Genomic DNA, 13,268 nt, shown 5'->3' with positions numbered 1-13,268 from the left:
AGAATGACAAATACACCCTGGATCGTGTCGAATCAGTCACATCCATCCAATCGGCTTTTCTGCTTCCCCTATGCCGGGGGAGGTGCCAACTCCATCTACCGCACCTGGCAGCAAATTTTGCCGCCAGGCGTGGAGGTGTGTCCAGTCCTGTTGCCGGGTCGCGAAATGAAACTACAGCAGCCCGCCTATACAGATACTGCGGCACTGGTGCCACAACTGGCACAACAACTCCTGCCGTACATGAATGTGCCATTTCAATTCTTTGGACATAGCATGGGTGCCTTATTGAGTTTTGAATTGACGCGTGAATTACGTCGGCAACGGCTGACACTACCAACACGTCTGTTCGTCTCCGCTCATCGTGCCCCTCAGCTCCCACGCCGTAGTGAGCCAGTCCATAGTCAGCCTGATGCTGAGTTTATTCACTCCCTCCGCACCCTGGGCGGCACGCCTGAAGCAGTCCTCCAAAACGAAGAACTGCTCCAACTCTTTCTACCGACCTTACGCGCCGACTTTACGTTGTGCGAGACCTACAACTATCAGCCCGAGGAGCCCTTCAATCTTCCCATTGCTGTCTTCGGTGGTCAAACAGATAAGGATATCCCTGCAAGTGATCTCGCCGCATGGCAGGCCCAGAGTACGCGGCCTATCACCCAACAGATGTTTCAGGGAGGACATTTCTATCTCCATAACCAGCAAGCACAACTACTGCAAGCCATCCAACCCTATTATCGCTAGCGCCATCATGCATGCAAGAAATAGCTCCGTCTCACTGTCAGGAAAAAAATCCTAAGCTTTGAGGCGGAGTTTTTGCAGAGGGATACGTGCCTGACGCAGCGCCTCGTCGCTTTTACAGAAAGAGAAGCGCACATAGTTTTTGCCGATATGCCTGTGCTCCTTGCTATACATTGACTCGGGTGGAATACAGGCCACACCTATCTCCGAGATCAAGTAGCGCGTGAAGTCAAAAGGCATCCCATCAAAGACGTGCGAAAAGTCAGCCATAATAAAATAGGTACCCTGTGGCCTGCTATACTGCAAGCCGCTCCCTTCCAACGAGGACATCAAGAGCTCTACTTTATCTTCATACATCTCTTTAAAGGCGCGATAGTAGCTATCCGGCTGATTGAGCGCATACGCTACCGCCTGCTGGGTAGGATGATGGACGGCAAAGGTGATAAATTGATGCGCCCGTGCGACGCCATCCAGAATATCAGGATGTCCATAGACCCAGCCGATCTTCCAACCGGTGGCGCTAAAGGATTTTCCGGCACTACTAACAGTGACGGTGCGCTCGAACATACCTGGAAGGGTGGCAATCGAGAGATAGCTGGCATCTCCAAGTGTGAGATGTTCGTAGACCTCATCGCTAATCACGATCACATCATGCTCAATACATAATTCTGCCAGCAGGGTCAGTTCCTCACGTGTGAAGACACGTCCAGTGGGATTATGGGGAGAATTGAGAATGATTGCTCGCGTTTTATTGCTGAAAGCGGCCCGCAATTCATCGGGATCAAAGGTCCAGGTCGGCGGATGCAAGGGAACAAAGACAGGAACAGCTCCGGCCATGATGATATTGGGGACATAGGAATCGTAGAATGGCTCGATCACAATCACTTCATCGCCAGGATCAACTAATCCCAGGACGCAGGATAACAATCCTTCGGTCGCCCCGGCTGTCACAATCACTCCTCTGTCAGGATCAATATCCAGATCATAGAAACGGGCCGCATGATGGGCCACGGCCTGCCGTAAGTCTGGCGTACCCGGCCCCGGCGCATATTGATTATAATTTCCAGCCTGTGACGCTTTGACCAGTTCAGCCACAATATCAGATGGTGTATCAAAATCCGGCTTCCCCTGTCCCAGATTTAAGGCGTGATATTGCTGGGCTAAAACATTGATTTCGGTGAAGATAGTCGTCCCAAAAGTCTCAACACGACGAGCTGAAATAGGCATACAACAAACTCCTACTAACTAACACGACCACAGATACGATCCATTATCCTGTTATGCTCTGGCTAACGTATCCGCAGAACACCGGGCTTCCCATTAATGTAGCTAATTATAACATCCGCGCAACCCGGCATTCTTTATCAATGGCACAACATAAACAGCAGCCACACGCTCCCTGCCAAAATGATATAATGACGTATCATATGCTCAGCCAGAAATGATAGCTGATCATAGCAGGAAAAGATAAATCTTCTATAGTAAATTCATCCAAACAAATGAAGAGCAGAAGATGTTATCTCGATAGACACAACAATAACAGGGCAAAAAAAGCTCTGCACTATCACAGATCCCCCCTTGCTCTAGCTAAGATGAAAAACGCTTTCAAGTATCTTTAGCCACAAGTGCTGTAAGATTGAGTGTGGAACGTACAAGGTTAGTCATTCGTATTACATGTATCGTTAAAGCAACCAGACGTTGACGCCGAAGTACAACGTTATAGAAGAGGAGTTTTTCATGGCTCGTTTTGTGCTAAGTTTAGATCAAGGAACAACCAGCTCCAGAGCAATCCTCTTTAACCATGAAGGTAATATTGTCAGTATTGATCAAGAAGAGTTTCCCCAGATCTATCCCAAGCCCGGCGAGGTCGAACATAATCCAGAAGATATCTGGAATACGCAGCTCCGCGTGGCGCAACAGGCCTTGCGGAAGGCCGGAGCGAGAGCATCCGATATCGCCGCACTGGGCATTACCAATCAACGTGAAACCGCTGTCGTGTGGGAAAAGAGTACCGGTCGGCCAGTCCATAATGCGATTGTCTGGCAAAGCCGTCTGACGGTGCCCATTTGTGATGAGCTGAAAGAGAAAGGCTTTGATAAAGAAATTCGCGCCCGCACAGGTCTGGTCACCGATGCCTATTTCTCTGGCACGAAAGTAAAATGGATTCTGGATAATGTCCAGGGGGCACGTGAAAAAGCTGAGCGTGGAGAGCTGCTGTTTGGTAATATTGATACCTTCCTCATCTGGCGACTGACCAGGGGGCGCGTCCACATTACCGACTATACCAATGCTTCGCGTACACTCCTCTTCAACATTTACGAAAAAAAGTGGGACGAGGTAATTCTCACCGAATTGGGAATTCCTCGTTCGATGCTGCCAACGGTCGCCCCTTCCAGTTGTGTCTATGGCGAAACCGATCCTGAGTTCTTTGGGGGCGCGATTAAAATCGCAGGGATCGCAGGTGATCAACAGGCGGCGACGTTTGGACAGGTGTGTTACGAAAAAGGAATGGCAAAGAATACCTATGGCACTGGCTGCTTTATGCTGATGAATACCGGTACCGAGGCTATTCACTCCAAAAATGGTCTACTCACAACGATTGCCTGGGGATTGGGCAAAAAAGAGAAGCCAGAAATCACCTATGCCCTGGAAGGAAGTATCTTTGTTACAGGAGCCGCCGTGCAATGGTTACGTGATGGCTTACACGCCATCAGATCGAGCGTAGAAGTGGAGAGTCTGGCCCAGACGGAGGAGAATAATGGTGGTGTTTTTCTGGTGCCAGCCTTTGTGGGTCTGGGCGCACCCTACTGGGACCCCTATGCTCGTGGCACCATTGTAGGCCTGACACGCGGCACGACGATGGGACATATCGCACGCGCAACGGTGGAGTCAATATCCTATCAAACACGCGAAGTTCTTGAAGCGATGACTGCCGATAGCGGTATCGAGGCAAAAACCTTGCGCGTTGATGGTGGTGCCGTCGTTAATAATCTGCTGATGCAATTTCAGGCAGATATCCTGGGTATTGCGGTACAACGTCCAGAAATTGCTGAGACGACTGCATTAGGGGCCGCATATCTGGCTGGGCTGGCAGTCAAATTCTGGCACAGCCAGCAAGAGCTTAGCAAACTATGGGCGATTGATCGTACCTTTGAGCCCCGCATGAGTGCCGATGAGCGCGAGAGTTTATATCATGATTGGAAACGTGCGGTACAGCGTTCACTTGGCTGGGCCAAACCCTGATTTTTCATCCTTAGCCGGAATCTTTACCTGAGACACAAGCTGTTTAACGTCTTTGTTCAACGTGCCCGAATTAATCAATCACCTCTATGCAGCAGTGCAGGGATGTAAGCTCAACCATACAGATAGTTGTCAGGAACAATTAGCGACCAGAACGGAGTGAAAGTTCATGGAAACACCAGTTGTAAGGCGAACTTCACCACTTGCAGGAACATTAGGTGAGTGCATCGCTGAACTTGTTGGTACAATGGTTCTGATTCTGTTTGGTGCTGGCAGTGTTGCTTCATTTGCACTGTTCAATACATTAGGACCGAGTGGCACGGCCACTCAACCCAGCTTATTCGCGAACCAATGGATCATTATAGTCTTTGGCTGGGGTTTCGCGGTCATGCTCGGCATTTATGTGGCGGGGGCAATCAGTGGAGCACATCTGAATCCAGCGGTCACTCTGGGCTTTGCGGTACGAAGTAAATTCCCCTGGAACAAGGTCATCCCCTATATGCTAGCTCAGGTTATAGGAGCCTTCATCGGCGCGGCCATTGTGTACTTCGTCTATAAAGGTGCCATTAATCATGCGGTTAGCCTGGCAAAAGGAGCATCCCTTACCAATACCGTAGGCACGGTCTTTTATACCGCACCCAAACCCTTCGTCGGACTCTTTGGAGCCTTTGGAGACGAGTTCGTCGGTACCGCATTGCTGGTCGGACTCATTTTTGCCATTACCGATATTCGCAATCAACCAGTCCAGGCCAATCTGAATCCTTTGATTATTGGACTTCTGATCGCCGCCATCGGCGCATCATTTGGTCTCAATAGCGGATATGCGATTAATCCCGCCCGTGACTTCGGTCCGCGTTTGTGGATTGCGCTGGTGGATGGTGGTCGTAGTCTTAATTACTATACCTGGATACCAATTGTTGCTCCATTAGCAGGTGGGGCTGTGGGAGCATTCATCTATGATTACACTATCGGCAAAGTCATTGAAGCGAGAAAATTGTCAGCTTCAGGTGACGCGGTCCGCAAAGGTGAGTCGCTCCGTGAACCAGCTTCGTAGTGCTTTCTAATAATCCCAACGAAAGGACGTACAGACGTGAATGGCGCATGGTATGCGAAATAGCATATAAAAACTATTTGACGTCTGTACGTAAATACAAGCTATGCATTCTCTATCAGCACACGAACGTACACAAAACCTCAACACGCTGAGCAGCGATCATTTTGACGTGTTAGTCATTGGTGGTGGTGTAACCGGCGCAGGTGTCGCTCTAGATGCTGCTTCACGTGGTTACTCGGTCGCACTGCTTGAAAAGATGGATTTTGCCAGTGGCACCAGCAGTAAATCAACCAAACTGGCCCATGGCGGCATTCGTTATCTCCCTAATTTCGATTTCGCCCTGGTCCGCGAAGCCCTGGTAGAACGTGGCCTGCTCATTCAGAACGCGCCCTATCTGGTTAAACCTGTCGCCTTTGTGCTCCCGATCTACGAAGGAGACCTTCATCCCGTTGGTATGCCGTTTACCACGCCTGGTGGCGTCGGACTGAATACCTTACTGAACATTGGTCTGTATATGTACGATGGTCTGGCAGGGCGGCACAATATCGCCAGCCACCACCATATCAGTCGCGAGGAAGTACTTGAACGTGCGCCATCCTTGATCCCAGAAGGGCTTAAAGAGGGCTTCATCTATTATGACGGTCAGACTAACGATGTCCGTCTGACGATGGCTCTCATCAGGACTGCGGCTCGCTATGGAGCGATCATCACAAACTACACGGAAGTAACTGGCTTTGAGATGGAGAATGGTCAGATTACTGGAGCCCATATTCATGATGTGATGGGCAATCAAAACCTGACGGTGCGGGCACACCATATCATTAATGCAACCGGTGTCTTTGCTGAACAGGTGGAAGCCCTGGCTGGCCCTATGCCTGAGATCCAGGTTGAGCCCAGTAAAGGCGTACATCTGGTCTTCTCACGCGAGGATCTAAAGGTCGGAGAGGATGCCGTCGTCTTACCTGAAACCGAAGACAAGCGTATCCTCTTTATTGTCCCCTGGGAGTCGCGTGTCATCTTTGGGACCACTGATACTGGATCAGGTGATCTCAATCATCCCACTGCGACACAGGAAGATATTGCCTATCTACTCAAATACCTTAATCGCTATCTCTCAGTACATCTTACTGAAGATAATATCATCAGTACCTATGCTGGCTATCGACCACTGGTGAAGACTCGACAGAAAAATGCCTCAACCGCCAAACTTTCACGGACCCATGCCGTGGTTGAAAGCCCCACAGGCTTGATCACGATTACCGGCGGGAAACTAACAACCTATCGACGGATGGCACAGGACACATTGGATGTGATCAATCGCCGCGATGGCGTCAAGCCAACCCATCCAACCCAGAACCTGCCCTTACAGGGAAGTGCAGCCTGGCCGCGAGTAGAACATGAATTACAAAAACGTGGTGTGCAGGCAGGCTTGAGCAACGAGATTATTCACCATCTGGGTACGAGCTACGGCTCCAATGCCCATCTCATTTACGATAGTATTGAGCAAAATCCTGGTCTGGCTCAGCAATTGATCAGCGATTTACCCTATATCCGGGCCGAGGTGATCTATGCCTGCCGCTATGAAATGGCCATGACACCTTCGGATATTCTGGCACGGCGCACTTCAATTGTATTGGAAGACCGCGCACGCGGGCAGGATGTCTTAAACGATGTCACGCAATTGATGAGCAGCGAGTTCAACTGGCCCTCGAATGCACAACAGGAATTGATACAAACCTATCGTACAAACATCCAGCGAGAGGTACTGGCTGAAAGACACTGATACACAAACATCTCAGCTAGCGCGTATACTAAGATCAGATACGCGTTAGCCTGTATGATGTGCTTGCAAGATCTAAAAGTCCCAACCTGACACGAAAAGACGAGAGGATGCACATGAAGAAGCTCATCAATAATCCCGATGATGTGGTAAAAGAGGCCATGGCTGGTATGGCACTTGCTCATCCTGATTTGATTACGGTTGATCTGGAAAACCAGATTATTGTGCGCAAAAATGCACCAATACGCGATAAAGTGGGTATTATTTCAGGTGGCGGTAGTGGACACGAACCCATGCATGGAGGCTACGTTGGCTACGGAATGTTGGATGCAGCCTGTCCTGGAGCCGTCTTTACCTCTCCTGTTCCCGATCAAATGCTAGCCGCGACACATGCGGTTAATGGCGGGAAAGGCGTTCTGCACATTGTCAAAAACTATACCGGGGATGTCATGAACTTTGAGATGTCTGCAGAACTGGCTGACGCCGAAGGTATTCAAATTGCCAGCGTGATCACCAATGACGATGTCGCAGTACAGGATAGTTTGTATACGGCTGGTCGGCGCGGTGTAGGTGTGACGGTCCTGCTAGAGAAGATTGTCGGTGGCTACGCGGAGGCAGGGGCTTCGCTGGATCAGGTTGTGGCGCTGGCTCGCAAAGTTAACGATCATGGTCGCAGTATGGGGATGGCCCTGACATCCTGTACCGTCCCTGCCGCAGGCAAGCCAACTTTCGAGTTGGGCGAGAATGAAATGGAGATTGGTATCGGTATCCATGGCGAACCAGGACGCCGCCGCACCAAACTAACTAACGCTGATGATATTACGGAGACCCTGATCACACCTATCCTTGAAGATTTACAATTAAAAAATGGTGAATCAGTCCTGGCGCTGGTCAATGGCATGGGTGGCACACCGCTGATTGAGTTATATATTGTCTACAATGCCCTGCAACGTATTCTCAAAGGCAAAGCTATTTCTATTGCCCGTTCGCTGGTCGGCAACTATATCACTGCGCTGGATATGGCGGGCTGCTCAATCACGCTGGTCCGTCTGGATGATGAACTGTTGAAATATTGGGACGCACCGGTACACACTCCGGCGCTACGCTGGGGCCGCTAAGGATTGCTAAAGGAGTTATTATCTATGCCTGTGACGACTGGGGATATTCGAGATTGGATACAACGTTCAGGGCAGGTACTTCACGAAAACAATGCCTATTTAACGCAACTCGATTCTGCAATCGGGGATGCTGATCATGGCATTAATATGGATCGTGGCTTTCAGGCTGTCAATAAGAAACTGGCGGGGATGGAAGAGGCTGATATCAGTACTTTACTGAAAACGACGGGTACGACTCTGGTTTCTACCGTAGGCGGAGCCAGTGGACCGCTCTATGGTACCGCTTTTCTGCGCGCAGGCGTGGCTACGGCGGGCAAACAAACACTGGAAAGCGCGGATCTGATCACCCTATTTGAGGCAGCCCTGGAGGGGGTTAAAGCACGTGGCAAGGCCCAGACCGGCGAGAAGACGATGCTGGATGCCCTGGCTCCCGCGATTGAAGCAGCGAAACAGGCACAGGCCGCACAGGCTTCACTCGCGCAGATTGTCCAGGCAATGGTTGCAGGCGCGGAGGTAGGAACGAAAGCAACAATTGAGATGACAGCCACCAAGGGACGAGCCAGTTATCTTGGTGAACGCAGTGTCGGCCATCAAGATCCCGGCGCGACATCCTGCTGGCTCCTCTTACAGGCACTGGCCGATAGCATCAAGCAAGCATAAGCAAGAGTAGGGGAAGTGGAAGCCCCTGCAAGGAGGATATTTTGGCAGTTGGTATTGTAATCGTGTCACATAGCGCACGTCTGGCCGAAGGTGTTGCAGAACTGGCTGGACAAATGTCGATGGGTGAAGTTACCATTGCCGTAGCCGGTGGAACCGATGACGGATCAATTGGCACCTCAATCGACAAGGTCGCAGCGGCGCTACAGAAAGCCTCCAGCCCCGATGGGACACTGGTCCTGCTCGACCTGGGTAGTGCCGTAATGATCACGGAAATGGCCCTGGAGATGCTGGATGCCCAGGAAAAAGAGCGTGTTATTATCAGTACTGCACCCCTGGTCGAAGGGGCCGTCCTGGCCGCCGTAGAAGCCTCCGCAGGCAGCACCTTACAAGAGGTAGCTGAGGCCGCTAACAACGGGCACGACATGCCCAAAGGTCATCAAGCATAAATACTTTTGTAATGTTTTGCAGGATTGGCACTTAAGTGCTAATCCTGCAAAACATTACAAAAGTATTTATGCTCTCTATCCTTCCGGGGGATTGAGAGGAGGGGGAGTTTGCGAGGACACCTCGCGCTCCGTCATGGGCTGCCGCCCCTGCACCCCGCTTTCACCCGCAAGGACGGAGAGCCAGTATTTTTAGAGCTTCATGCGCGAAAACTTAAGATTGATGGTCAGGAGAAGCAGATAGATGAACAATCGAAACAATACAAAGAGCACCTGAACTGCCATGTGGAGATGGTTGTCCGGGCGCTCTTGTCAACTCAAAAGTTGTTCAGTCAGCGATGTTTTTTAAGAACACAATATTCGTCGGTGTCAGGCGTACCAGAAGTTCCCCCTCTACCGCATTGCGAGCGCCAAAAGCTTCAGCCTCGGCCTCTCCCATATAGCGAGCGGCCAATTTTGTTGACCATGGCTTCATCTCTTTTAGATCCTCAGACAGCGTCACCGTGCCATCGATCATGGCATACGAAAAAGGAGGATATTCATCGTCGACGCACAAAGACGCCTGTCCTGTACGAGCCAGATTCTTCCCCTTCACCGTATCGCGACCTGTCATAAAAATCACTGTATCGCCATCCAGCACAAACCAGATAGGAGCCACATGCGGACGACCATCCACACGCACCGTAGCCAGTTTCGCCGTATGCACCTTCTCAGAAAGAAACGTGCGACACTCCTCAGAAATTGTCGTTACAGCCATACACAAATCCTCTCAATACTCGGCATGCAATGCCTACACATTCACAAATCCTATAACAATCTACAACATCCCACACCTTCCCGTATCCCCAATCAACTCTGTCGTAGTGCGACCCATTCAATTACCTGCTCGATACGCCAGGGATCATGCCTCCATGAAGATGTGTCATAATGAAATGGGGGATGATCCATAAAACATAACCTTGTGTGTACCCGTATGAACATATACAGAGTGGTAGCTATATATATAATTACAATATATACAGCCACTGCACAAATAAAGGAGCTACGATGCTAACACGTAAGATAGGACGAACTGACTTAGAGGTTTCAGCACTCTGCCTGGGTGGCAATGTCTTTGGCTGGACCATCGATGAAGCCACTTCTTTTGCGGTACTTGATACCTATGTTCAGGGCGGCGGCAATTTTATTGATACGGCAAATGTCTATTCAGCCTGGGTACCCGGCCATAGCGGCGGTGAGTCAGAGACCATCCTGGGTAAGTGGATGGCAGCACGCAAAAATCGTGAACAGGTCATCATTGCCACCAAGATCGGAATGCAGATGGGAGATGGAAAGCGTGGCTTATCACGCGACTATATTCTACAAGAAGTTGATGCCTCACTTCGCCGCCTGCAAACTGATTATATTGATCTCTATCAGGCGCATAGCGATGATACCAATACGCCACTGGAAGAAACACTGGGAGCCTTTAATGAATTGATTAAAGCCGGCAAAGTCCGTTATATCGGGGCCTCAAACTATACAGCGGAACGCATGGCTGAAGCGCTTGGCATCAGTTTGCAACATCACTATGATCGCTATGAATGTATCCAACCACCTTATAACCTGCTGAACCGCGCTACCTATGAAAAAAACCTGGAAGCGTTATGCAAGGAACAGGAAATCAGTGTCATCACCTATTCCTCGCTCGCTAGCGGCTTTCTGACAGGAAAATATCAGCCCAGGCAAGCGCTGCCAGAGAGCCAGCGTGCACAAGGCGTGCAGAGTAACTATATGAATGAAAAAGGCTTTGCTGTCCTGGCGCAGGTTGAGGAAATTGCCAGGACACATCAGGCGACTCCCTCCCAGGTAGCCCTGGCCTGGATTATTGGTCGACCGGGTATCACCGCTCCCATTGCTAGCGCCACCTCAGTCGAACAGACGCAGGAACTATTGAACGCCCTCAATCTGCGTATTACGCAGGAAGAAGGAGAACACTTAGACAAAGTAAGCGGCTGGCATTAACTGCTCCTTGCTGGCCGGGCCTGGACGCCAATCCCAACCCGGCCAGCAAGCGCTCATCGAAAAATATATGGTACGATAGCAAACAGATAAAAATATATCTAGCAAGCGACAAGAAGGATACAGAGAGAGAAAGGGTAGCACGATGAGAAGCAGGAAGCAACTCGGCATGTATACCGTCAGCAGCGATGACGACGGCTCACTACAAATCCAGGCTCCAACCCTGTTGCGGCCATTACAATTGGACGCCCATCAGGTCCAGGAATTACTCAAATGGCTCAATGAACTGCATCCAGAGCACGCACAACAAGCATCCAGTAGTGTCCCTGATTCGGCCCCACAAGTTGCCGCCAGTTCGATAGCAGCGCCTACAGAAACAGTAAGCACACAGGACGCTCCCATCCCCAACACAGAAACGCCAGAAACCATCGCCCACAACATCATTCAAGCAACCATTGAGGTCGACCGCTCCCAACATCCTGCGCTCCTGGATCCCGAGAATCGGGATCGCCTCATCGACCAGGTCACCCGCCATCCCGACATACGTCCCCTGCTCTCAAAAGGCAAAATCACTGTCAAACAGATCACACTCTGGGTTGAGCAAAGCGTCTAAATGTCCTCCAGGTCATCAACCATATCTGGAATAAAAAGTATCTGCATTCCGATGCAAATGGCAAAGCAAATATAAATCATCAGGAAGCGGATAAATGCCTGCCAGTGAAGACATTTATCCGCTTCCTTTTATGAACAATACCTTATGGCATGCAAAATCAGGATAGGTTGACAGCTACGATGCCGTTATTGGTACCGACAAACAGGCTTGTGCCGGATAACATCGGGGTTGCAAAGTGCGGTACATCTTCAGATAGGCTGATGCTGGTACGGGTGGCACCAGTGGCAAGATCAACCGCATAGAGCGTGCCGCCGCCATCCAGACCATATACGGTATGACCCCCGACAATGGCGGGATCGACCATGTTCGAGGCATGCCAGTCGACCGAGACCGATCCGTTATTGTGGACGGTGATGCGCCGGACACCATCATTACAGGGGATGAGGACCTGAGAGCCGACGATTGAGGCTCCGCCCATTGCCATGCCATCACAGACTCTGGTTTCAGAGAGTTGTCCTCCTACCCCCCCCAGCGCATTGGCACGCACAACATAGCCGCTACCAGATTTGCCAGCGATAAAGATCAGGCCATTGGAGAGGAGCGCTGGCCCCATCGAGCCGAGATCAGTATCATGGCTGTTCTCTTGCTGCCATTGTGTGGGAGCAAAACCATCCTGGAGTTGCAATTGAGATGAGAGACGCAACACAGAGTCACTATGATCCCAGTCGCCGCTCGTCGCTTCGCCATTGCCAACTGAAACATAAACATTCCCCTGTTTATCAATGGTTGGTCCGGGCGTGGTCCAGATGCCGCCTTCCCGTGTAACCGGCACTTGATAGGATAGGAGATTCCCTTTGCCGTTTGTCTGGGATGCCACGACAGTACCGCGATACTGTCCACAATCGCCCGCCAGACCGCCATAGGTAATATAAACCATACCATGAGATAGGGCCAGCGCGGCGCGCTGCTGATGCACATCTACCTCCATGCCAGGAATGTCCACCGTGCGGCGAAGCTTTACCGCACCCGTAGCGGCATCCACACCAATCAGAACATGCTGGGGGCCACTGATCTCAGCAACTGCGAAGATCAAACCCGTAGCGGGATCATAGACTGGCGTGCCGGTGATGCCCAGCGGATCAATATCTCCACAGGGGAGTGTTGAGCGCTGGACCGGCGTGCCTATGTTGGTATGCCAGAGCACACTCCCCTGTCGAGGATCTAACGCGTAAAGCGAATCGCCTTCCGTCGCCACAATCACATGCCCTTTGACCATCAGCGGCTCCGCGAAGACCGCTCCATCCAGACTGATACGCCAGGCTTTGGTGAGATGCTGAGGATCAGGAGTTGAGGCCAGATAACCGGTACGGGTCATATCGTGGTGATACGTGAACCAATCATCCCACTTCCTGGAACTCGCAGCGGTGGTTCCAACTACCGTTGGTTGACTGGTGGGACTGGTACTGACCGGACTCGCGGTCGCCCCACTCGAACAACTGATCAGGGTCAGCGCCAGCATACAGAGTAGGCAGGAAAATAAATAGCGAGACCAGCGCACAAAAGGCGAAGAAGATATTTCTCTATACATATCCAATGCTCCTTGGATCTGATCTATCACATTGGT

12 protein-coding genes are annotated in these 13,268 nt (G+C 50.8%); 9 read left to right on the top strand and 3 right to left on the bottom strand.

Going from position 1 to position 13,268, the window contains the following annotated elements:
• The first annotated feature begins 3 nt into the window (after positions 1–3).
• Positions 4–738, top strand: coding sequence for a thioesterase II family protein (locus F1593_RS13305; protein WP_149402058.1), 735 nt, complete (start codon positions 4–6; stop codon positions 736–738).
• A 51-nt stretch (positions 739–789) separates the two neighbouring features.
• Here the strand turns inward: F1593_RS13305 and F1593_RS13300 are convergent, their stop codons facing one another.
• Positions 790–1,962 carry an aminotransferase class I/II-fold pyridoxal phosphate-dependent enzyme gene (locus F1593_RS13300; protein ID WP_149402057.1) on the bottom strand — a complete coding sequence of 391 codons (1,173 nt, stop codon included), beginning with the start codon at positions 1,960–1,962 and terminating at the stop codon, positions 790–792.
• A 510-nt stretch (positions 1,963–2,472) separates the two neighbouring features.
• Here F1593_RS13300 and glpK point away from each other — a divergent pair.
• From glpK to dhaM, 6 genes are all read left to right on the top strand, one after another.
• On the top strand, positions 2,473–3,978 hold the full coding sequence (glpK, locus tag F1593_RS13295; RefSeq protein ID WP_149402056.1) for a glycerol kinase GlpK: 1,506 nt from the start codon (positions 2,473–2,475) through the stop codon (positions 3,976–3,978).
• A 166-nt stretch (positions 3,979–4,144) separates the two neighbouring features.
• The gene (locus F1593_RS13290) at positions 4,145–5,029 is read left to right on the top strand and encodes an MIP/aquaporin family protein (protein WP_149402055.1); all 885 of its coding nucleotides are present in this window, start codon (positions 4,145–4,147) and stop codon (positions 5,027–5,029) included.
• Between the two features lie 103 nt (positions 5,030–5,132).
• Positions 5,133–6,812, top strand: coding sequence for a glycerol-3-phosphate dehydrogenase/oxidase (locus F1593_RS13285; RefSeq protein ID WP_149402054.1), 1,680 nt, complete (start codon positions 5,133–5,135; stop codon positions 6,810–6,812).
• 113 nt (positions 6,813–6,925) lie between these two features.
• A complete protein-coding gene (gene dhaK, locus F1593_RS13280) occupies positions 6,926–7,927 on the top strand; it encodes a dihydroxyacetone kinase subunit DhaK (protein ID WP_149402053.1) in 1,002 nt (333 codons plus the stop codon).
• A gap of 24 nt (positions 7,928–7,951) precedes the next feature.
• A complete protein-coding gene (dhaL, locus tag F1593_RS13275) occupies positions 7,952–8,587 on the top strand; it encodes a dihydroxyacetone kinase subunit DhaL (RefSeq protein WP_149402052.1) in 636 nt (211 codons plus the stop codon).
• Between the two features lie 41 nt (positions 8,588–8,628).
• Positions 8,629–9,033: a dihydroxyacetone kinase phosphoryl donor subunit DhaM gene (dhaM, locus tag F1593_RS13270; protein ID WP_149402051.1), complete on the top strand. Its 405-nt coding sequence runs from the start codon at positions 8,629–8,631 to the stop codon at positions 9,031–9,033.
• Positions 9,034–9,358: 325 nt separating this feature from the next.
• On the opposite strand, the gene F1593_RS13265 is transcribed toward dhaM, so the two are convergent.
• Entirely contained in the window at positions 9,359–9,787 is a 429-nt protein-coding gene (locus F1593_RS13265) for a PPOX class F420-dependent oxidoreductase (RefSeq protein WP_149402050.1), read from the bottom strand.
• Between the two features lie 290 nt (positions 9,788–10,077).
• On the opposite strand from F1593_RS13265, the gene F1593_RS13260 reads away from it, so the two are divergent.
• Together F1593_RS13260 and F1593_RS13255 are read left to right on the top strand one after the other, a co-directional pair.
• Positions 10,078–11,034 (top strand): aldo/keto reductase, encoded by a 957-nt coding sequence (locus F1593_RS13260; protein ID WP_149402049.1) that lies wholly within the window; start codon positions 10,078–10,080, stop codon positions 11,032–11,034.
• 142 nt (positions 11,035–11,176) lie between these two features.
• On the top strand, positions 11,177–11,644 hold the full coding sequence (locus F1593_RS13255) for a hypothetical protein (RefSeq protein WP_149402048.1): 468 nt from the start codon (positions 11,177–11,179) through the stop codon (positions 11,642–11,644).
• Between the two features lie 157 nt (positions 11,645–11,801).
• On the opposite strand, the gene F1593_RS13250 is transcribed toward F1593_RS13255, so the two are convergent.
• Entirely contained in the window at positions 11,802–13,232 is a 1,431-nt protein-coding gene (locus F1593_RS13250) for an outer membrane protein assembly factor BamB family protein (RefSeq protein WP_149402047.1), read from the bottom strand.
• Positions 13,233–13,268: the final 36 nt, after the last annotated feature.

Origin of the sequence: Dictyobacter arantiisoli (assembly GCF_008326305.1) — a bacterium.
GTDB lineage: Bacteria > Chloroflexota > Ktedonobacteria > Ktedonobacterales > Ktedonobacteraceae > Dictyobacter > Dictyobacter arantiisoli.
The sequence above is the reverse complement of the archived record's forward strand: the minus strand, read 5'-3'. Positions and strand labels throughout refer to the sequence as shown.

What these genes read in the sequence shown, in the direction of transcription:
- F1593_RS13305 (WP_149402058.1), top strand. Translation starts at nt 4, where the DNA reads ATGACAAATACACCCTGGATCGTGTCGAATCAGTCACATCCATCCAAT.
- F1593_RS13300 (WP_149402057.1), bottom strand. Translation starts at nt 1,962, where the DNA reads ATGCCTATTTCAGCTCGTCGTGTTGAGACTTTTGGGACGACTATCTTC.
- glpK (WP_149402056.1), top strand. Translation starts at nt 2,473, where the DNA reads ATGGCTCGTTTTGTGCTAAGTTTAGATCAAGGAACAACCAGCTCCAGA.
- F1593_RS13290 (WP_149402055.1), top strand. Translation starts at nt 4,145, where the DNA reads ATGGAAACACCAGTTGTAAGGCGAACTTCACCACTTGCAGGAACATTA.
- F1593_RS13285 (WP_149402054.1), top strand. Translation starts at nt 5,133, where the DNA reads ATGCATTCTCTATCAGCACACGAACGTACACAAAACCTCAACACGCTG.
- dhaK (WP_149402053.1), top strand. Translation starts at nt 6,926, where the DNA reads ATGAAGAAGCTCATCAATAATCCCGATGATGTGGTAAAAGAGGCCATG.
- dhaL (WP_149402052.1), top strand. Translation starts at nt 7,952, where the DNA reads ATGCCTGTGACGACTGGGGATATTCGAGATTGGATACAACGTTCAGGG.
- F1593_RS13265 (WP_149402050.1), bottom strand. Translation starts at nt 9,787, where the DNA reads ATGGCTGTAACGACAATTTCTGAGGAGTGTCGCACGTTTCTTTCTGAG.
- F1593_RS13260 (WP_149402049.1), top strand. Translation starts at nt 10,078, where the DNA reads ATGCTAACACGTAAGATAGGACGAACTGACTTAGAGGTTTCAGCACTC.
- F1593_RS13255 (WP_149402048.1), top strand. Translation starts at nt 11,177, where the DNA reads ATGAGAAGCAGGAAGCAACTCGGCATGTATACCGTCAGCAGCGATGAC.
- F1593_RS13250 (WP_149402047.1), bottom strand. Translation starts at nt 13,232, where the DNA reads ATGTATAGAGAAATATCTTCTTCGCCTTTTGTGCGCTGGTCTCGCTAT.